Annotated in this window: 21 protein-coding genes, 1 pseudogene and 1 riboswitch; of the genes and pseudogenes, 20 read left to right on the top strand and 2 right to left on the bottom strand. The window is 60.2% G+C overall.

Annotated features, from left to right (window positions below):
* Nucleotides 1-6 precede the first annotated feature (6 nt).
* A riboswitch (cobalamin riboswitch) is annotated at nt 7-157 on the bottom strand.
* A gap of 56 nt (nt 158-213) precedes the next feature.
* The 4 genes from HJB91_RS10685 to HJB91_RS10670 all read left to right on the top strand — a co-directional run bounded on the left by HJB91_RS10685 (nt 214) and on the right by HJB91_RS10670 (nt 6710).
* A complete protein-coding gene (locus tag HJB91_RS10685) occupies nt 214-768 on the top strand; it encodes a histidine phosphatase family protein (RefSeq protein ID WP_210629961.1) in 555 nt (184 codons plus the stop codon).
* 477 nt (nt 769-1245) lie between these two features.
* Nucleotides 1246-2817, top strand: a complete 1572-nt coding sequence (locus HJB91_RS10680; protein WP_210629960.1) for a bifunctional diguanylate cyclase/phosphodiesterase — start codon at nt 1246-1248, stop codon at nt 2815-2817.
* Nucleotides 2818-3071: 254 nt separating this feature from the next.
* Nucleotides 3072-4250, top strand: coding sequence for an acetate/propionate family kinase (locus tag HJB91_RS10675; RefSeq protein ID WP_210629959.1), 1179 nt, complete (start codon nt 3072-3074; stop codon nt 4248-4250).
* A 72-nt stretch (nt 4251-4322) separates the two neighbouring features.
* A complete protein-coding gene (locus tag HJB91_RS10670; protein ID WP_221154676.1) occupies nt 4323-6710 on the top strand; it encodes a phosphoketolase in 2388 nt (795 codons plus the stop codon).
* Between the two features lie 43 nt (nt 6711-6753).
* On the opposite strand, the gene HJB91_RS10665 is transcribed toward HJB91_RS10670, so the two are convergent.
* The gene (locus HJB91_RS10665; RefSeq protein WP_210629957.1) at nt 6754-7644 is read right to left on the bottom strand and encodes a helix-turn-helix domain-containing protein; all 891 of its coding nucleotides are present in this window, start codon (nt 7642-7644) and stop codon (nt 6754-6756) included.
* Between the two features lie 118 nt (nt 7645-7762).
* Here HJB91_RS10665 and pobA point away from each other — a divergent pair, with 118 nt between their 5' ends.
* The 10 genes and pseudogenes from pobA to HJB91_RS10620 all read left to right on the top strand — a co-directional run bounded on the left by pobA (nt 7763) and on the right by HJB91_RS10620 (nt 16647).
* The gene (gene pobA, locus HJB91_RS10660; protein WP_221154674.1) at nt 7763-8935 is read left to right on the top strand and encodes a 4-hydroxybenzoate 3-monooxygenase; all 1173 of its coding nucleotides are present in this window, start codon (nt 7763-7765) and stop codon (nt 8933-8935) included.
* 183 nt (nt 8936-9118) lie between these two features.
* Complete coding sequence (locus tag HJB91_RS10655; protein ID WP_221123915.1) at nt 9119-10291, top strand: ABC transporter substrate-binding protein; 1173 nt, start codon at nt 9119-9121, stop codon at nt 10289-10291.
* A 69-nt stretch (nt 10292-10360) separates the two neighbouring features.
* Nucleotides 10361-11224: a branched-chain amino acid ABC transporter permease gene (locus HJB91_RS10650; RefSeq protein ID WP_210629954.1), complete on the top strand. Its 864-nt coding sequence runs from the start codon at nt 10361-10363 to the stop codon at nt 11222-11224.
* Nucleotide 11225: 1 nt separating this feature from the next.
* On the top strand, nt 11226-12227 hold the full coding sequence (locus HJB91_RS10645) for a branched-chain amino acid ABC transporter permease (protein WP_221123914.1): 1002 nt from the start codon (nt 11226-11228) through the stop codon (nt 12225-12227).
* On the top strand, nt 12224-12988 hold the full coding sequence (locus HJB91_RS10640; protein ID WP_221154672.1) for an ABC transporter ATP-binding protein: 765 nt from the start codon (nt 12224-12226) through the stop codon (nt 12986-12988). The genes HJB91_RS10645 and HJB91_RS10640 overlap by 4 nt, the downstream gene beginning before the upstream one ends.
* A complete protein-coding gene (locus HJB91_RS10635) occupies nt 12969-13685 on the top strand; it encodes an ABC transporter ATP-binding protein (RefSeq protein WP_221154671.1) in 717 nt (238 codons plus the stop codon). Before HJB91_RS10640 ends, HJB91_RS10635 begins: the two co-directional genes overlap by 20 nt.
* A gap of 427 nt (nt 13686-14112) precedes the next feature.
* Nucleotides 14113-14940: a VCBS domain-containing protein gene (locus HJB91_RS10630; RefSeq protein WP_221154669.1), complete on the top strand. Its 828-nt coding sequence runs from the start codon at nt 14113-14115 to the stop codon at nt 14938-14940.
* Nucleotides 14941-15241: 301 nt separating this feature from the next.
* Nucleotides 15242-15458 (top strand): annotated as a pseudogene (locus HJB91_RS30630) (CopG family transcriptional regulator).
* Nucleotides 15459-15516: 58 nt separating this feature from the next.
* Nucleotides 15517-16356, top strand: a complete 840-nt coding sequence (locus HJB91_RS10625; protein WP_221154666.1) for a hypothetical protein — start codon at nt 15517-15519, stop codon at nt 16354-16356.
* Nucleotides 16357-16452: 96 nt separating this feature from the next.
* Nucleotides 16453-16647 carry a hypothetical protein gene (locus HJB91_RS10620; RefSeq protein ID WP_221154664.1) on the top strand — a complete coding sequence of 65 codons (195 nt, stop codon included), beginning with the start codon at nt 16453-16455 and terminating at the stop codon, nt 16645-16647.
* A gap of 19 nt (nt 16648-16666) precedes the next feature.
* Here the strand turns inward: HJB91_RS10620 and HJB91_RS10615 are convergent, their stop codons facing one another.
* Nucleotides 16667-17521 (bottom strand): hypothetical protein, encoded by an 855-nt coding sequence (locus HJB91_RS10615; RefSeq protein ID WP_221154661.1) that lies wholly within the window; start codon nt 17519-17521, stop codon nt 16667-16669.
* A 246-nt stretch (nt 17522-17767) separates the two neighbouring features.
* On the opposite strand from HJB91_RS10615, the gene HJB91_RS10610 reads away from it, so the two are divergent.
* From HJB91_RS10610 to HJB91_RS10585, 6 genes are all read left to right on the top strand, one after another.
* Nucleotides 17768-18199: a hypothetical protein gene (locus HJB91_RS10610; protein WP_221154659.1), complete on the top strand. Its 432-nt coding sequence runs from the start codon at nt 17768-17770 to the stop codon at nt 18197-18199.
* A 10-nt stretch (nt 18200-18209) separates the two neighbouring features.
* A complete protein-coding gene (locus HJB91_RS10605) occupies nt 18210-18548 on the top strand; it encodes a hypothetical protein (protein WP_221154657.1) in 339 nt (112 codons plus the stop codon).
* Nucleotides 18549-18566: 18 nt separating this feature from the next.
* Nucleotides 18567-18857, top strand: a complete 291-nt coding sequence (locus HJB91_RS10600) for a CopG family transcriptional regulator (protein WP_221154700.1) — start codon at nt 18567-18569, stop codon at nt 18855-18857.
* Between the two features lie 20 nt (nt 18858-18877).
* Nucleotides 18878-19087, top strand: coding sequence for a hypothetical protein (locus tag HJB91_RS10595; RefSeq protein ID WP_221134830.1), 210 nt, complete (start codon nt 18878-18880; stop codon nt 19085-19087).
* Nucleotides 19084-19458, top strand: coding sequence for a thermonuclease family protein (locus tag HJB91_RS10590; protein ID WP_221153090.1), 375 nt, complete (start codon nt 19084-19086; stop codon nt 19456-19458). Before HJB91_RS10595 ends, HJB91_RS10590 begins: the two co-directional genes overlap by 4 nt.
* Nucleotides 19459-19797: 339 nt before the next feature.
* Complete coding sequence (locus HJB91_RS10585) at nt 19798-20169, top strand: hypothetical protein (protein ID WP_221154655.1); 372 nt, start codon at nt 19798-19800, stop codon at nt 20167-20169.
* Nucleotides 20170-20261 lie beyond the last annotated feature (92 nt).

Here is a 20261-nt window from a genome sequence, read left to right as displayed (position 1 = left end):
CGTTCAGTCGAAAGAGTGTTGTGCGGCAGGGTCTGACTTCCAGCGTGAAGAAGTTTCGACACGCTGGTCACAGTGGCGCGACCGCGCCGGATTTCCACCGGCTTCCAAACCCGCAACAGCACGGTTATATCTTCACGCCGAAGAGACTGTCAACGAAACTTCACGAAGCCGGCAAAGGCCGTCCCCATCCCGTCATCGGAGATCAGAACAATCGTGAATATGCGCCTCACCTGGATCTGCCACGGCGCGACGTCGGCGAACCGCAAGGCCCAGTTTCCGCTCGACGAACCGCTGGAAGAAAAGGCCGTGGAAGAAGCAGCCAGGATGGCCGCCCTCCCCCACGCCGATCGTATTGTCACAAGCCCCGCCATGCGCGCCCTCCAGACGGCTGAGGCGCTCCGTCTCGAAGCGCAGATTGATCCGTCGCTTCGAGATTGCGACCATGGCCGCTGGGCTGGCAGGCCGATCGAGGCGATCGAGGCGGAAGAGCCGGAAAACCTCACGGCCTGGATGACCGAGCCGGGGGTGGCCCCTCACGGCGGCGAGAGTGTTTTCGACCTGCGAAAGCGCGTCGCTGGCTGGATGGATGCCCAGTCCGCCCGAAGCGGTCACGTGATCGCCATCAGCCACGCGGCCGTCATCCGGGCTGCAGTCGCCCACGTGCTTCAGGCGCCACCCTCCTCCTTCTGGCTGAGCGACGTCGAGCCACTCGCCATCCTTCGGATGACCAGCAACGGAAGCCGCTGGTCGCTGCGCTTCCAGCATTAGAGATTCCTTATTTTATCCAGCCTTGCACAAGCAAATCGCGTCATTGCTGTTGAACCCGGTTTTGCGGGGACTACTTCCTTGTCCCAAGGAGATGGAAGAATGACATATGATTGGAGTGGAGAGCGTACACGGCGCCTGCGGTTGATGCGCGTCGCCACGTTCACGGTTTTGGCCGGTCTCATCCTCAGCGTTCCGCTGCTGATCGTCACCGCCTGAAGCACTGGAAAAGGCGAGCGATGCGTCAGCACGCTCGCCTTCGTTCTTCTGGGCATCTTTTCGGCCCAATCACCTGTAGCAACATTCTTCCTGAACGGGACCGGCGAAACAGCCGCAGTGCCGGTCCTGGCCGCATCGCAACGCTATCCGTCTGCCGGCGGCTCACCGCAAACCGCCCCCTCCGATAATTCGCCTTCTGGTTTCAACGAACATTTCAGACTTTCGTGATATCTCGGCGCGGGTGGAGTTGGAGAAGGCATAATGCCGGTGTTTTTCCAGAGCAGAGCCGGAAGGCAATGCATGTCGATCGTCGGTTTGGGGATTACCCTCTGGCTCCTAGCTACATTGCTGCGGTTCGACGACAGCCTGGTTTCCTTCATGACCGCTTTCCGTGAATACGGCGCCGACAAGCTCGTTCTGGGACTCGGCATCGCCGGCACCATGAGCTTCATCTACTCGGTGCTGCGTATTGCCGATCTGCGCAAGGAAATGGAACTGCGCGCCGCCGCCCAGGCAAAGGCCGACTGGACGGCAACGCACGACCATCTGACCAAGCTGCCGAACCGCTATGCCTTCGAGCGCAAAATCCTCTCACGGCCGGTCAGAAGCGACGAGGCCGAAATCGAGGAATGGAACCAAAACGTCACCATCTTCTCCGTCGACCTCGACGGCTTCAAAAAGGTCAACGATCTCGTCGGCCACAAGGGCGGCGACGTCTTGTTGGTCGAAGTTGCCAAACGCATCTGCGCGCTCGGCAATGCCGATTGCGTCTACCGCTTCGGCGGTGACGAATTCATCGTCGTCGCCTTTGCCCTGACGACACAACGCGAGGAGCGCTTCGCCAAGCTGCTGATCCAGGCCGTCACCCGCCCGATTCATATCGATGGTTTTGCCGTCGAAGTCGGCGCCAGCGTCGGCTACGATCGTTGGGTCGAGGGCAGCGAGCCGCTGGAAGACGCCGCCCACCGTGCCGATCTCGCCATGTATGAGGCCAAATCACGCGGCCCCAACCATCATCTCGTCTTCGAAAATTCGATGCAGGATAGGGTAACGGAACGCGCCTCCTTGGAAACCAGACTGCGCGCCGCGATCGCCAATAAGGCGATCAAGCCTTTCTATCAACCGCTGATTGATCTGAAGACCGGCCAGCTTTGCGGTTTCGAAGCCCTCGCGCGCTGGATCGGCGAGGATGGCGTCAACATTCCGCCGACTGTTTTCATCGACATTGCCGAGGAGACCGGGATGATCACCGCCTTGTTCGAGGATCTCCTTGCGCAGGCCTGCAGCGATGCGCTCACCTGGCCGGAGCATGTCACGTTGTCCTTCAACGTCTCGCCGGTGCAGATGGAAGACAGGCTGCTGACGTCCCGCATCCTCAAGGTCCTTTCGGCAAGCCGGCTACCGCCGCAACGCCTGGAAGTTGAGATCACCGAAAACGCGCTGATTCAGGATCCCGCTATCGCCGCCGTCATTCTCGAAGAGCTGCACGCGGCCGGCATTCAGATCGCTCTCGATGATTTCGGCACAGGCTATTCGAGCCTCGCCCAGCTCGCCCGCTACCGCTTCGACAAGATCAAGATCGACAAAAGCTTCATCGCCACCTATCGCGATGACGAACGCCAGGAAAAAATCGTCCGCGCCATGCTTGGCCTCGGCAGAAGCCTCAATATCAAGACGACTGCGGAAGGTGTCGAGGAGCATGGCCAGCTTGCCTTCCTGCTGCAGCTCGGCTGCGACATCGGCCAGGGTTACCTTTTCGGCAAGGCGATGCCCGCCGCCGAGGCGAGCATCTTCATCCGCGATCGCAACGTCAATCTGGCGTCAACGGCCTGAGCCCAGCTTATTTCAACAGAACCCAAGCTTTTGCGTCCCGATCGGCCGCCACGCACCGTCTTGTTGCGCACGGGGGGCTATTGCAGCTGGAGCTCTTGCCGCCATTGTGCCGCCAATGCTCAATGACCGCACGTGCGAGGTTGACAGGCGTGGGGATCGACCGAAGCAAAGGCAACCGCCAAATGATGCCTTTCCAGCGGGAGTTTCGGCGCTAGGTTCGCCCATCGTGACGACTGCGCGGGCTCTCTGAAGACATGTCATTCCCCGACCTTCTCCTGACCTTCAATGCCGGCTCATCGACTGTGAAGATCGGGGTCTTCTCAATTGATGACGCCGGGGCACGACGCCTCGGCAAGGGCGTCATCGATCTCCGCGCCGAGCCGCTCTCGCTTGACCTGACCAAGGGATCGCAGACATTCGACATGCCGCTGAAGGCGGAGGTGACGGACGATCTGCACGGAGTCATCGACGAGACCTTCACGCGTCTCGCCGATCATTTCGATATGGCGGCCGCAGCCGCGGCCGGTCACCGCGTCGTCCATGGCGGCGAGCGCTTCACGAGCGCCGTCGCGCTTGATGACGCCGCCACCGATGGGATCGAAGCGCTGATCCCGCTCGCACCCCTGCACCAACCGCAAGCGCTGCGCTTCATCCGCGCGCTCCGCCATCTGAAGCCACATCTTGTCCAGACAGCCTCCTTCGACACGGCCTTCCATGCCACGCAGGACGATCTCGTGCGCCGCCTCGCCATACCCCGTTCCCTGCATGAGGAGGGCATCAAGCGTTACGGCTTCCACGGACTTTCCTACAAGTTCATCGCCAGTGAACTCGCGCGCAAGGCGCCGCATGCGGCAAAGGCTGTGGTCGCCCATCTCGGCAGCGGCGCCAGCCTCTGTGCGATGGAAAACGGCATCAGCCGCGATTGCAGCATGGGCTTTTCCACCCTCGACGGCATCCCGATGGCGACACGCCCGGGCTGGCTCGATCCCGGCGTGATCCTGCATCTGGCAGGAGAGAGAAAACGATCGCTGGGTGAGATCGAGGATCTGCTCTATCAACGCTCAGGCCTGCTCGGCGTTTCCGGCATCAGCGCCGATACGCGCGATCTGTTGACGGACGGACGGCCGGAAGCGCGCCAGGCGATCGATCTGTTCATCCTGCGCATTGCCGGCGAAATCGGCCGCATGGCGGTAACACTCGGCGGCCTCGATACCGTCGTCTTCACCGCCGGCATTGGCGAGCATCAGCCGGAAATCCGCGCCGGCGTGGCGAAACGCCTGTCCTGGCTCGGCCTTTCGATTGATGAAAAGGCCAACGCCGCCCACAGATTCACGATCAGCACCGGGGAAAGCCGCATGGCCGCCCATGTCGTTGCCACGGACGAAGAACAGGTGATCGCCGACGAGGCGCTGTCCGTTCTCCGCGTCCGCTGATCCAGATCAATGGCGCGCTCGCGCTAACGGCTAGAACTGACGTTGAACGCGTTTTCGAACGGGAGAAGCCCCATGGAAAAGCATGTCTCGACCGCCGCCGCCCTGACCGATGCTGAACTCACCCTGATCGATCGCTACTGGCGGGCGGCCAACTATCTGTCGGTCGGCCAGATCTACCTGCTTGCCAATCCGCTGCTGCGCGAGCCGCTGCAGTCAGAGCACATCAAGCCCCGCCTGCTCGGCCACTGGGGCACGACACCCGGCCTCAACTTCATCTATGCGCATCTGAACCGCCTCATCCGCGCCCGCTATCTCGACATCATCTACATATGCGGCCCCGGTCACGGCGGGCCGGGAATGGTCGCCAACACCTATCTCGAAGGCACCTACAGCGAAATCTATCCCGATATTACCGAAGACGCCGAAGGGATGCGCCGGCTCTTCCGCCAATTTTCCTTTCCGGGCGGCATTCCGAGCCATGCGGCGCCGGAAACACCGGGATCGATCCACGAGGGCGGCGAACTCGGCTACGCCCTCGTCCATGCCTATGGCGCCGCCTTCGACAACCCCGACCTCACCATCGCCTGCGTCGTCGGCGACGGCGAGGCCGAAACCGGGCCGCTCGCCGCCAGCTGGCATTCCAACAAGTTCCTCAATCCCGCCCGCGACGGCGCCGTTCTGCCGATCCTGCATCTGAACGGCTACAAGATCGCTAATCCGACCATTCTCGGCCGGGCCGGTGACGACGAGCTCAAACGTCTTTTCGAAGGCTACGGCTACGAGCCGTTTTTCGTCGACGGCCATGAGCCGCGCGACATGCATCAACAGATGGCTGCGACGCTGGACCAGGTCTTCGACCGCATCCGTGGGATTCAGGAGCAAGCCCGCAGCGGCAAGGCTGCGGCGGGCTGCCCGCGCTGGCCAATGATCGTGCTGCGCAGCCCCAAGGGCTGGACCGGTCCGAAAGAGGTCGACGGCAAGAAGGTGGAAGGTTTCTGGCGAGCCCACCAGGTGCCGGTCTCCAACTGCCGCGAGAATGAGGGCCATCGCAGGATTCTCGAGGACTGGATGCAAAGCTACGATCCCGAAGATCTGTTCGATGCCGACGGCCGGCTGAAAACCGACCTGCGGGCGCTGGCCCCCGTCGGCAAACGCCGCATGGGCGCCAATCCGCATGCCAATGGCGGCTTGTTGCGCCGGGAGCTCGATGTTCCCGCCATAGGCGACTATGCGGTTGACGTCGGCAGGCGCGGCAGCGTCGCCGCCCAATCGACCGAGATCCTCGGCCATTACCTGCGCGATACGATGAAGCTCAACGCGGAGGCGGCAAACTTCCGCATTTTCGGTCCCGACGAGACGGAGTCGAACCGCCTCGGCAGCGTCTTCGAGGTCACCAACCGCGTGTGGATGGAGGATATCGAACCATATGATATCCATCTCTCCCGCGATGGACGCGTCGTAGAGGTGCTTTCCGAACATCTCTGCCAGGGATGGCTGGAGGGTTATCTGCTGACCGGGCGGCACGGCCTCTTTTCCTGCTATGAGGCCTTCATCCACATCATCGATTCCATGTTCAACCAGCACGCCAAATGGCTGAAGGTGACGCGCGAGATCGAATGGCGCAAACCGATCTCATCGCTGAACTACCTGCTGACCTCGCATGTCTGGCGCCAGGACCATAACGGCTTCAGCCACCAGGATCCGGGGTTCGTCGATCTCGTCGCCAACAAGAAGGCCGACGTCGTCCGCATCTACCTGCCGCCGGATGCCAACAGCCTGCTCTGGGTCGGCGATCATTGCCTGCGCACCTATGACCGCATCAACGTCATCGTCGCCGGCAAGCAGCCGGAGCCGCAATGGCTGTCGATGGACGAGGCGGTGAAACATTGCGAAGCCGGCATCGGTATCTGGCACTGGGCAAGCAACGAGGAGGACACGATCTCGCCCGATCTCGTCATGGCCTGCGCCGGCGATGTCCCGACGATGGAAACGCTCGCCGCCGTCGATCTCCTGCGCAAGGCCATTCCAGAGCTGAAGATCCGCACTGTCAATGTCGTCGACCTCCTGGCGCTGCAATCCAGTGACCAGCATCCGCATGGCCTTTCCGACGAGGCCTTCGACGCGATCTTCACCACCGACAAGCCGGTCATTTTCGCCTATCACGGCTATCCCTATCTCATTCATCGTCTGACCTATAAGCGGGCCAACCACGAGAACATCCACGTCCGCGGCTTTGTCGAGGAGGGAACGACGACCACGCCATTCGACATGACCGTGCTCAACCAACTCGACCGCTACCATCTCGCCATCGAAGCCATCGAGCGCGTGCCGGGCCTGAAGGAGAAGGCGAAAGACGCGCTTGCCGCCTTCCACGGCAAGCTCGCGGAGCATCACGACTATGTCAGGGAATACGGCGAGGACATGCCGGAGGTGCGGGACTGGACGTGGCCGGCGGCGTGAGCCATTCGCGACTGACGCGCGCGATGTGAGATGACCGAATGCCCTATGGCCGGTCAAGCCGAGCTTTTTCGTTCATCCGCCAAATCCGCGGCGTTTCGCCGGTATATTTCAGGAAGAAACGCGAGAAATAGGCGGGATCGACAAAGCCGAGGCGAAATCCTATCTCCTGAACGCTGCCGATGGTAAAGACGAGCTGGCGCTTCGCCTCTTCGATCAGTTTCCCGGCGATCAGTTCATGCGGGGTGTTTCCCGTCATCGAGCGAACGATACGGGTGAGATGCGTCGACGAAATGCCAAGTTCCCTGGCGTAGAAGGAAGCCGGCCTGTGCGATCGAAAATGCCGCTGGATCAGTTCGTCCAGCATCTCCATCCGCCGCTCGTTCTCATTTGACGGAAGCTCCTGCGCATATCCTTCATGGGAAATCCGCGCCGTCAGCCGCAACGCCAACCCGACATAGGCGGCCAAGACCTCGTTGCGGCCACCGCGGCGGTTTTCGAATTCGTCGCCGAGCCGCCTCAGCGTCTGCATGACATAGGCAGCCTCGGCATTTCCGGGATCGAGCGGCGTCAGATGCGGCATCGCCAGCCACTCGCCGAGATGGCTTCGCTCGCCGGGCGGGTGGCTGAGATGGGACCTCAATATAGTGATCACGAGGCCGTCGATATCACGTGAGAAGCGAAAGCCGTGATCGAGCCCAGGGGGAACCGTGATGACCGCCGGCGGACGGATGGCATGGCTCCTCTTGCTGAAGATCGCATCGCCCGAGCCGGCTTCGATGTATAATATCTGAAAGAAGCTCTCGTGGCGATGAAGCCGAATCTCCCATTGATGCAGGCTGCTGCGGGAGCGGATTGTTTCGCAATGCAACCAGAATTCCGGCGACCGCCCGATGTTTTCGCCGTAGAGTTCGTAGGTCGGTATGTGTCTGCTCATCGGCTCCCTCCTGCGCCAATGTTCGATTAGTGCAATTTTTAGGCTGGAATGTCCATTGTGGCGATCCGGCCAGCGCGGCAGAATCTGACAAAACGCAAAAATGCAAGGGAGGAAGCATTTGCGAACCCAGGTCGCCATCATCGGTTCGGGACCATCCGGCCTGCTGCTCGGCCAACTTCTGACCGAAGCTGGAATCGACAACGTCATCCTCGACCGCGTGGGCAAGGACTATATCCTCGGCCGCGTCCGCGCCGGCGTTCTCGAGGAAGGCACTGTCGGGCTGCTGGATGAAGCCAAGGCTGGAGCGAGGCTGCATGCCGAAGGCCTGCCGCATGACGGCTTCTCGCTCGCCTTCGACGGACGCGATCATCGCATCGACCTTCACGAATTGACCGGCGGCAGGCGTGTGACCGTCTATGGACAGACCGAGGTGACGCGCGATCTCATGGAGCGGCGGGAAGCTTGTGGCGCCCTTTCGATCTATGACGCCGCCGATGTGGCTCCGCATGCTATCGACGCTGGCTCGCCCTTCGTCACCTACCGGAAGGATGGCATCAGCCACCGCATCGATTGCGATTTCATCGCCGGCTGCGACGGCTTTCATGGAATAAGCCGCAGAGCCGTTCCCGAACGGGCGATCCGAAGTTTCGAGAAGGTCTATCCCTTCGGCTGGCTGGGCCTGCTTGCCGACGTGGCGCCCGTCAGCCATGAACTGATCTACGCCAACCACCCGAGGGGCTTCGCGCTCTGTTCGATGCGCTCGGCCAGGCGCAGCCGTTACTATATCCAGTGCCCGCTCGACGCGAAGATCGAAGACTGGAGCGACGAGCGCTTCTGGGACGAGTTGAGACGGCGCCTACCGGCCCATCACGCCGAGGCATTGAGCACCGCCCCATCCTTCGAAAAATCGATCGCGCCGTTGCGCTCCTTCGTCACCGAGCCCATGCGTTTCGGCCGGCTCTTCCTCGTCGGCGACGCCGCCCATATCGTGCCGCCGACCGGCGCCAAGGGGCTGAACCTTGCAGCAAGCGATGTCCATTACCTCTTCCGCGGGCTCCTCGAACATTACCGCGAAGGTTCCGACAGCGGCATCGACGCTTATTCGCAGACGGCGCTCGCCCGCGTGTGGAAAGCCGTGCGGTTTTCCTGGTGGATGACGACGATGATGCACCGGTTCCCCGATACAGGCGATTTCGATCAGAAGATCCAGGAAGCCGAACTCGACTATCTCACGCATTCTCGTGCAGCCTCCACGGTGCTCGCGGAAAACTACGTGGGATTGCCGTTCTGACACGAAGATTGCGGGATGAAAGCTGCGATACGCCGGTGAACAGCGAGAGTCGGGACGATACAGAACCATAACCGGCAAATCATGTGTTTGGGGATTTATTTCATTTTACATCACCATTTCGCATGACAAGCTAACCTGAAATTCAATACGGCGCTGGAGTACGCCGAAAAGGGAGAGAGAAGAATGAGGAAGCTGTTTCTGGCCGCCGCTGCGGCAATCCTTATGGGCACCAGCGCCTGTGCCGACACCATCAAGGTCGGCGTCATCGGGCCGTTCTCCGGCCCCTTCGCGCTCCAGGGCAAGAACTTCAAGGCCGGCATCGACGCCTATATGGCTGTCAACGGCAACAAGGTCGGCAGCGACACGGTCGAGATCGTCTACCGCGACGTGCCGCAGGCCGATCCGGCTCAATCCAAGGCGCTGGCGCAGGAACTGATCGTCAAGGAAAAGGTCCAGTATCTCGCCGGCTTCTATTTCACCCCCGACGCCATGGCGGTGACGCCGATCCTGAAGCAGGGCAACGTGCCGATGGTCATCATGAACGCCGCCACCTCGGCGATCGTCACCAAGAGCCCGCTTGTCGTACGCACCTCGTTTACAACATGGCAGACCTCGACGCCGATCGCCAAGGTTGCCTTCGACGCCGGCGTCAAGAAGGTGATTTCGGTCGTCAGCGATTACGGCCCGGGTATCGACGCCGAGAATGCGTTCAAGGCCGGTTTCGAGAAGGCCGGCGGTCAGGTGGTCGAGGCGATCCGCATGCCGCTCGCGACCAACGACTTCAGCCCGATCATGCAGCGCATCAAGGATTCCGGCGCCGAGGGCGTCTTCGCCTTCCTGCCATCGGGCCCGACGACGCTTGGCTTCGTCAAGGCTTATAACGAGAACGGCTTGAAGGCCGCCGGCATCAAGTTCTTCGCGCCTGGCGATCTGACGCAGGAATCCGATCTGCCGGCGCTCGGCGACGCCGCACTCGGCATCAAGACGACCTTCCACTATGCCGTGTCGCACGACTCGCCCGAGAACAAGGCTTTTGTCGAGGCTGCCGCCAAGGCGATCGGCAACAAGGCCGAAATCTCCTTCCCTGCGGTCAGCGCCTATGACGGCATGTATGTCATCTACAAGATGATCGAGGCGACGGGCGGCAAGCAGGACGCCGAGAAAGCGGTCGACGCGGTCAAGGGCCTTGCGTGGGTGAGCCCGCGCGGCCCGGTCTCGATCGATCCGGAAAGCCGGCATATCACCCAGAACATCTATCTGCGCGAAGTCGCCAAGGCCGATGACGGGACGTACTTCAACAAGGAGATCCAGACGTTCGAGAAACAGAGCGACCCGGGCCTTGCGGCGGCCAAGTAAGATTGCGGCATCCGGACCGGCGGCGGGGTCTCGCGCATCGCGGCCGCCGCATCGAAGTAAGGTATTTTCATGCAGACAGTCTTCAGCATCGCCGTCGACGCCTTTGCCTATGGCATGGCGCTCTTCGTGATCTCGATCGGCCTTTCCGTGACCATGGGGCTGATGCGTGTCGTCAACCTGGCTCATGGCGCCTTCGCCATGATCGGAGGCTACATCGCCTCCTATGCCGCCCGTGACCTCGGTCTTAGTTATGCTGTCGCAGTCGTCGCGGCCGTCGTCGTCACGATCATCATCGCAATTCCGCTCGAGCGTTTTCTCTACCGCCGGATCTATGGCGCCCCTGAACTGACCCAGGTGCTGATGACAATCGGCATCACTTTCTGCGTCATCGGCATCGCGAACTACGTGATGGGACCGACGCTGAAGACGATACCGCTTGCCGGCACCTTGCAGGGATCGGCCGATCTCGGATTCCGCACCATTCCCGTGCACCGGCTTTTCGTCATCTTCTGCGGCCTCGCCGTTGCGCTCGCCCTGTGGTTCGCGATCGAGCGAACGAGCTTCGGGGTCAAGCTGCGCGCCTCCGTCGACGATGCGGCGATGGCTGCCGCACTCGGCGTGCGCACAGAGATCATCTATGCGGTGAGCTTTGCCGTTGCCGTCGGGCTTGCCGCCTTCGGCGGCGTGGTCGGCGCCGAACTCCTGCCGGTCGAGCCCTATTATGCGCTGCGTTACATGGTGACCTTCCTCGTCGTCGTCTCCGTCGGCGGCGCCGGCTCCATTCCGGGCGCGCTGATTGCCTGCCTGCTGCTTGGCGCCATCGATACGACGGGACGCTATCTGATGCCGGAATTCGGGGAATTCTTCTTCTATCTCGCCGTGATCGCCATCATCTGCATCTTCCCGCGCGGCCTTGCCGGAAGGATGAAATAGGATGACGCTCGTCATGAACAACGAAACCGAACGCCTCCGGCATCGGCGCGCAGTGAATGCCGATCTTCTCGGAGTAGCGGCCATCACGGCCATCGCCGCGATCGGCTATTTCGCCTTACCCGACAATCTGGCGCTTCTGACGCGGATGATCACGATCGCCCTGCTCGTCCTGTCGCTCGATCTCGTGACCGGTTATTGCGGCGTCGCAACGCTCGGCCATGCCGCGCTCTTCGGCTCCGGCGCCTATGCCGCCGGGATCCTGTCGGCGCATTACGGCATCAACGACCCGCTGCTGATGATGCTTGCCGGCATAACAGGGGGCGCGGTTGCCGGGCTGCTCTGCGGCGCGATCATCCTGCGCGCGCATGGGCTGCCGCAACTCGTGCTGTCGATTGCGCTCATCCACCTCTTCCATGAATTTGCCAACAAGGCCTCCTCCTGGACGGGAGGCAGCGACGGGCTTTCCGGCATTGCGCCGGACCCGATATTCGGCATTTTCGAATTCGATCTCTACGGCCATACCGCCTTCTTTTTCGGAACGACACTGCTCGTCATCGTCTTCATGCTGCTGCGATTGCTGGTTCGCTCACCCTTCGGCATGCTCTGCCGCGGCATCCGGCAAGACCCGCTGCGCATCCGCGCCATGGGCGGCTCGCCGAAGGCCGCTCTCATCAAGATGTACGTGATCTCAGGCGCCGTTGCCGGCGTCGGCGGCGCGCTGAATGCGATCTCGACCCAGGTCGTCGGGCTCGACAGCCTGTCCTTCACGCAATCGGCCGAAGCGCTTGTCATGCTCGTGCTCGGCGGCACCGGTTCCCTGTTCGGCGCGCTCTCCGGCACCGTCATCTTCATGTTCTTCGAGGATTATGTCTCGGCCGCCAACCCCTTTCACTGGCTGACCATGGTCGGCGCCCTGCTGATCGCCGTCGTGCTGTTTGCGCCGAAAGGCCTCTACGGAACGGCCGCCGCCTTGATCGGCCGCCGGAAGGAGACGCGCGCATGAGCCCGGTCTTCGAAGTAACCAATCTCAGGAAAGCCTTCGGCGGCCTTGCCGTCACCAATGATGTCTCGCTGGCAATGGCGCCCGGCGACCGCATCGCGCTGATCGGCCCGAACGGCGCCGGCAAGACCACCTTCGTCAACCTCGTCACCGGCAATCTCTCCCCCGATTCCGGCGAGGTTCGCCTCGGCGGCGAGGCGGTGACGAAGGTGGATGCGATCGGCAGGGTCAAACGCGGCCTCGTCCGATCCTTTCAGGTGACGCGGCTTTTTCAGGATATGACGCCCGCCGAACATGTGGGGCTCGCCGTCCTTCAGCGTGACGGAAAGACCCGCAAGATGTTCGGGAATTTCCTCGCCATGCCCGACGTCATGGCGGAGGTCGACGATCTCCTGGGTAAACTCGGGCTGGCCTCGCTGATGCATCGCAGAGTCAGCGAGATCGCCTATGGCCAGCAGCGGCTCCTCGAAATCGCCGTGGCGCTGGCGCTGAGGCCGAAGGTGCTGCTGCTCGACGAGCCTGCGGCCGGCGTGCCGCAAAGCGATACCCGCCGAATCGAACAGGCGCTGGCCGACCTTCCCGCCGATCTCGCCGTCCTGATGATCGAACACGACATGGACCTCGTCTTCCGTTTTGCCAAGCGCGTCATCGTGCTGGCGGCCGGCGCGATCATCTTCGACGGCCTGCCGGCCGATGTCACCAAGGATGCCCGCGTGCGCGAGGCCTATCTCGGGAGCTATGCCAATGCCAGCCCTGTCGCTTGAGGTTGAAAACCTGTCGGCCGGATACGGGCCGACGCGGGTGCTCGAAGGCATCTCCTTCACCGTGCCGGCAGGCGCCCGTCTAGCCGTGCTCGGCCGTAACGGCATGGGCAAGACCACGCTCCTGGCAACGCTTGCCGGCCAGACCAGGCGGTATCAAGGCCAGATCCACCTCGGTGGTTCGGATGTCACCGCAGCACCGAGCGCAATGCGCGCCCATAGGGGCCTCGGCTATGTGCCTCAGACGCGCTGCGTCTTTCCCACGCTGACGGTCGAAGAGAACCTTTTCGTCGGTCTGAAGGCGCGGCCGAAGACGGCGCTGGAGGAAGCCTATGCCATGTTCCCGCGCCTGAAGGAGCGCCGCCGAAACCTCGGCAACCAGCTCTCCGGCGGCGAGCAGCAGATGCTTTCAACAGCCCGCACCATTCTCGGCCGCCCGTCCGTTCTGCTGCTCGACGAACCGCTCGAGGGCCTAGCGCCTGTCATTTGCGAGGAACTGATGGCTGCCTTCGTCGATCTCGCCAAGAAGGGCGATATGACCATCCTTCTTGTCGAACAGCGCATCCAGAGCGCGCTCGATTTCGCCGATCACGTCATCATCCTCGAACGCGGCCGACTGGCCTGGACAGGCACGCCGGAACGCCTGTCGAGAGATCATCAAACGGTCGAAAGCCTGCTCGGGGTCGGCGGCTTGCACTGACGCCTGGAGCTAGTACTGAGCCCGTTGGAGGCAGAGCCAGCGGCATTGCCGGTGGATCCAAAGCGCCCCCCAGGATTGGTTTGAGGACCCCCAGCAGCGAATCAGTATATCGTCATGACCATGTCATCATTGACCCACCATTATTCTCCGGAAAAGACGAGTTGTCTGCGAGAAACCAAGAGATCGCCTCAAGAGGCGATGAACATCATGAGCGAACGAAGCGCCGTGATCGCAAGGCATGCCAAAAAATCTTGGCGATAGACAGGGTCGGGGCCGGTTGGATCTCTTTATCTGGATATTTGTTCAGCAGGCGATTTAGATCTGCTGGAATTAAACAGGTAGAGTCGATCTGACGCTCCTTCAATTTTCGTTGCCAGACACCAGATAGGGTTGCATAGTCACATAGCACATTAGCCGGGAGGTAGAAATGGCAAACCACAAACCATTCGCGGGCAATGTATACCTGCCTGTTTTCAATCTCGACGATCCGATCAGCGGCGATGTTCTCGAAAACTCCTACGATACCGACGGAGATTCGGTGCGCCTGAATTTCGTCAACGGGCAGCGCATCAAGCAGCCGGCCGATCCTGAAGGCCAGCCGACAAAGACCATCATCGAAGGAAAATACGGCACACTCACCATTTTTTCCGACGGGACGTACACCTACGCCCTCGATCACTCCAAGCCGGAGGTCGCCGCCCTCGGGCCGGGAGATCAGCTCGTCGAGAAGTTCACTTTCAAGATATCCGACGGCAAAGGCGCCACCGATGTCGGTGCGTTCAGTATCGCAATCGATCTGCCGGAACGCGGCGACGTCTTAGTCAATTTCGAGGATGTCGGCCAAAGCGACTTTCCCACCGGCTACAAAGGCTTCGATTGGGGCGCCTGGCGAGACGGCGACGACGCGACAGTGCGCGAGGACGCCGACGGCAACCACTACCTGGGTGGGGGCGTCTTCTGGACCCCCATCTATTCAGCGGATGGCGGCCCCTTCCAGATCAAGCAGTTCGAAGTTGCCAACGGAACATCGAACTATGACAACGTCCTGACGATCGAAGGGCAGCTGAACGGCAACATCGTCTTCTCCACAACCGTGACCATAACCGCCGACAGCATCGATAATCCCCAGCTGATCGACCTCAGCGCCTACGGCGATATCGATTACCTCCTGCTCGACAGCGAACCGATCGTCACGGAAAACAGCGGTCCCGATTATTTCGGCGCGCAATACGACAGTTTCTACTTTGTCGTTTGAGGGATAGAGAGAAGCGTCGCATCACGAAAACTTTGCATCTTTCCGGCGCACCGCAGCGGCATCCGGTAGCAATTTCTTGCGATAGCTGATCGACCTGCACCCTGCTAGCTTTCGATCGTGCGGAGGAGCACGATCATGCTGGGATGGAGGAAATGATGCAGCCAGTCGGGATCAAGTTAGCGGCGGTCATGTTTTCGCTGGCCGCATGGGCCGTTATCATCGCTGCCGCATCCCATCTTTGGGCGATGAAGATGCCGATATTGCATTTGGCGCTCTACAGATAGAGCTGTCCTCGGCGCACCTGACACCCCCCACTCTCCTCGAGTACGCCGCCGATCCGATCGCGGATATTTCCGTGCTGACCTGCAGATCATGCTTCGGCGGGCAGCTTTGCGGCTGCGCAACGCCGGATCAATCGCCCTCGACGACGACTTGAGGCGATTCGTAATCTATGCAGTGAATTGGTGCTGACGCGCTAGGACGCGATCAGGTATGTCGTACGGGAGTGGATGAAGTAGAACACCTATCTGCCGATGTATGAGCTGGACGCAATGGCGAAGGGGATGGGGAAGCTTGATGGGCCAAATGACCATTGGTCAGGACTTGCACGGGATATCTTCATGGCGAAGCCCATTGCCGGTACTCCGCTTAATCCTGCTCTGCGGCTGGGTCTCTTTGATGGCAGGGATTTTACTATGGTCACTCCATCCGATCGCCTACGACAGTTGGCACATCACCCCTGTCCTTATTAGTTTGTTGTGGTTTTCGGGTCCGCTTTTGGCTTTTGCCATTTCGGCCGGTGCACTTATTCTGGATCAACCGGCTTCTCGCCTAATGAAGCGAGCCGCCGCTGTGCACTTCGGGGTAAGTCTGGCTGTTGGCCTAGTGGTATTGTTGACAGATCAGTTTGGTCCCGCCACCTGGTTGTTGCTGGCTGCGCTGGTCGATCTGCCGATCCTTGCGCTCGCGCCAGGCCGGATCGATAGCCAGAGAGCGGTCAAACTGCTACACATGGTGGTTGTGTCGTCGGTTGCAGGACCTATTGCCGCCCTCTTTCTTTGGTCCGCCCTCAACATCAAGATTGTGGAGTGGCGTGCACTCGCGGTCTCCGGTTCACATCCCTATTGCGTGCAGGTGCCCAAGGATTATCTCGGGCAGTACAAGGCAGTAACCCGACGGGCTGAATTGGCGGGTTTGAGGATGCGGACACCGTTTACAAATGGCGGTGGTTCCACTGACTACCAGTTCGCGTTTCACGCAGTGCTCGTGGTCAGGCATGATGAGGGGGACCGGTTGTACAACTGGTCCTACTTCGCCCAAAGCTTCGTCCCCGTCTCCGACAGTGCGATAAAAGGACTCACTCTTCGTGCTGATTGCGAGCCAATGGTTGCTTTCTTCGACGCGCTTTATCGTTAGGGATTGTCATCGAATTGTAGCAAACGCCCGGAACAGCTCGAACCCCGCGTTTGAGGTCATCGCCTCCGCCGCTGGAGGGAAATTACCGGACCGGAATTGTCGGCTGTTGAAGTGGTAGCGGAGGTCCGTTCTGGTCACAACAGCCGACAGCAGGAACGGACAGAGATCAGCCTGGGAACATGGCAGATCGAGCTTAAGCGGGCCATTGCCCTTTATCTAACGGCGCAGGGCAAAAAGGTTGCCGCGCCGGCCAATGACGTCGAGGAAAAAGGGAAGCGCCAGGTAGACTAACGCCCAGCGCCTGAGCTTATCACGCTACGCGCGACAATGGCTGTTTCCGCTTCTTCGCCTTCTGAAACCACGTGATGCCCAACGCCCGCCAGAAGGTAATTTTGTGGCTGGCGGAGAAGATCTTCGCCTCCTCCTCTGCAGCGGACAAGAGATCTACCATGGCGACCGTTATGTCGTCGGGTAACACGAAGTCGCAGTATTTTGGCTCTGTCATGAGCATTTCGACCGCCTTGATTTGAGATGCAGTCAAAGGACCAATCTCAGCGTTGGCAAGGATTTCCAGAATCTCCCGGGCGAACATAGGCCCGCGCCTCGCTATAAGAGCTTCAATCTGCTTGACCGCGATCGTTTGGCGCGCGCCCGTGCCAGTGTAGGCGTTCGGGCTTTTCATAACCCTAACATTGGCCCTGGCGCACACCAGTTCGAGTGTCTGCGCGTCTTCGTCCGCCGCCGCGAGTGCCGCTTGATGGAGTTGAAGCGTGGTAACTGCCAAACGATCCGTATTTTGCCCGATAAACGCCTTGGCTTGATCCGTGGTATCACTTGCCTCGACGATCATCACGGGGATCTGGTCGACATAGGGGTTTGAGGCCGCCGCGATGGCCGTGTGCTGGCCATCCAAGACCTTCAAGATGGTCATGCCTTCGCTTTCAGCATACGCGCAGATTGGCGGCTTAAAGCTGGCCCAGTCGAAGCGTTCGATGATGCGCCTGATCTGACGCATGCCCTTCTCGCTGATGTTCCGTTGATATGCAGGATCTACATAGAGGTCAGTTGGTGTAACCAGTTCAAAGATGGGCATCCCCGTTGGCGGAGCTTGGGGCTCCAAGCCAGAGATGCCGATGGGAGCTATTGGACGGATGTTTTCCTGCATTTCTGTTCCTCGCTTTGCCGCTGGGAGGGTTAAAGAGGAACACCGAGAAGAGAACAGGTTGCTGCGCCACATCGTTTCGCCGGAGCTAACATCCACAGTTGGGTGTACGACAATGGGCCAAACCGTGGAAAACTTCTCAGCAGTCAGCCTGATGCATCCCAAAGGTGCGTTAACGATATGTTAAAATGCAATTTGACGTGGAGCGGCTTTCTGCCATGTTAGCAGCGGGCAACTGAGGGGTTATCCGTGAAAATATATTTGCTAGCTCGACGCTTCGGCGCCGTGGCGATTTCGTTCGCGTTGGCGGCCTGCACAACAACGCCGGCTGAGTTCAACAAGAAGCCGTCTGCAGTCAGCAAAGCTGCGCTCTGCAAGACCGTGTTCGAAACGCAAGATCCGCAGTTCCAGCTCCAGCTCGTTGCGGAGTTGAACCGACGCGGGATGAGCATCCCGGAATGTCAGCAGATGGTCGTCCAGCAAAGGCAAGCGGCTGCGGTGATGGTAGGGCTCGCGCTGGTCGGGACGGCGGCAGCGATATGCGCAAATGGCAACTGCGGCGGCGGCTACTACACTCCACCGAGGCGTTATCCCGGCAACTGCCAGTATGATTGGCAATACGACGCGGCCGGAAACAGGTGCGGACACCGGAGCGCCTACTCGCGGCCTGGTGGCTGGTAGAAGGAAGTCGATGGAGCGCGCTGCGTTCAGGGGATATAAATGGATTGCCGCAGGCGCCGCGGCAATCTCATTTTTGCTGCTGCCATCTCACGCGTGGGCAAGCGACCTTGAAGATTTGGCGATGGAAGGATATGCCGTCGCGTTGAAAACCCAGGTTGATGGTGATTACGAAGGCTGCGACTACGGCAAGCAGATCGCCCTGATGAACGGATTGACTTTCGTTTGTTCGACCTACCACTACCATTACTCTTACATGCCGCGGGTGCTAATTCTGCAGCAGTTACGAACCGGCAGCATCAAGGTAATAATCGACGATGATGAGACCTCTGGAAACCTTTATCGTCGTTGAAACTGGAAGGTGGCCGCGATGACCACATCCGACACCGCCGCACAACTCGAAGAGGCCGCCGACCGCATCGCCGATATCTCACGAGCGGACCTACAAATCATGCTTCGCCGCGCCGCCCTGCTCTTGAGAAACTCCGGATCAATCGCTTTCGACGCCGATATTGAAGAAGCGCTCCGGGATCTGTCTGGCGAGTTCGGTAAGACGCGCAATGATACCGTCAGGTTCATCGTCCGGGAGTGGATGGAGAAGAACACCTATCTGCCGGTGCACGAGCTGGACGAGGATGGAGACGTCGACGGCACCGCATGACGCGCGTCAGGGAGGCAACAATGACGATCCGCATAGACCTTATCGATAAGGCCAACCTTCTGCGGGACCAACTCCGCCTGCTAGAAATGGCGGCGCATGCGGTGGATGACCGCGACCAAAGAAGCGCGCTTATAGGCGGCTGTGAGCAGGCCAGGGAATTTATGGAAGAATTGCTCGAGATAATGCGAAGCATGCCAAAGAGCGAGCCAGTCGTGGCAACGAGCGAATGATTGCCGGATTGATCCTGTGCGCATCGCTCACCGTCGTCGACGGCGACACCGTGAAATGCGACGGGCAGAATATGCGACTGCTGGGGGAAGGTGTTCCGTTCGTCAGCGGCATCGATACGCCGGAGATCGGGTCGCACGCGAAGTGCATGAAGGAACGGAAGCTGGCGCTGATCGCTAAAGGAAGGCTGAAAGAGCTATTGGCTGAAAATGGATTGCGGGTGATGTTCAGCGGCTCGGTGGACAAGACGCCGTCGCACCGGCCGCTCATCAACATCTATCGAAAGAACGGGGAAGAGATCGGGAGGAAGCTGCTCGAGGAAGGGTTCGCGCGGACTTGGAGCCCGAAGCAGCGAAATAATTGGTGCGACTGACGTCGGCTGCTGATTTGACGCCCGCCAAAAGGATGAGCCTCGGGAACCTTCATCGCGGCCCTACGTTAGACCTAAGCGTGCGCTAGGCGCCCTCAACTGCCTTGCCATGCACGCTCACTGGCCCCGCGAGCCGCGCGGGGCTCTTTTAAAGGCGGGGTTCATCAGTTGATCTTCAGCCAATGCCGCAGCCAGGCTACAGCCCCGTCGCTCATCCACAAAAGACAAATCCGGATCTGTATCGCCGTCAGTTAGATCATGGAACCGCCACCTCGCCGGAGCGTTTCTTGCTCACATCGGACCCTGCCAGATCCCGCTGGCACTCCCGAACTGGAGGTATTCATGAAAACGCTGATCGTCTCCATGGGCCTGTTGGCTGCAACCGTCTTTTCGGCCTTTGCAGCGGAACCGGCCAAAATGGTCGACACGAAGATGGGTAAGATCCTGGCAACCGCCAAGGGTATGACACTCTATACGTTCGACAAAGACGCCATGGGCAAATCAAACTGCGACGAGGCCTGCTTGAAGAAATGGCCGGCCTTCCATGCCGCCGCCAAGGCCAAGGCCGAAGGCGAATGGTCACTCGTCAAGGCGGCCGACGGCAAGGAGATGTGGGCTTACCAAGGAAAGCCGCTTTACACCTTCGCCGGAGACAAGAAGCCTGGCGATATGACCGGCGATGGCGTCGGCGGAGTTTGGCATGTCGCCAAGTAGTCCGGCGCACTGGAGCCTTTCAGGCCGCTCAGCCCAAGCAGGTCCAGATAAGCCTTTTGGATAGATATTCGCCGTGCTCTAGCGCGGCTACA

Origin of the sequence: Rhizobium sp. NLR10b, assembly GCF_019685435.1 — a bacterium.
Classification (GTDB): Bacteria; Pseudomonadota; Alphaproteobacteria; order Rhizobiales; family Rhizobiaceae; genus Rhizobium.
The sequence above is the reverse complement of the archived record's forward strand: the minus strand, read 5'-3'. Positions and strand labels throughout refer to the sequence as shown.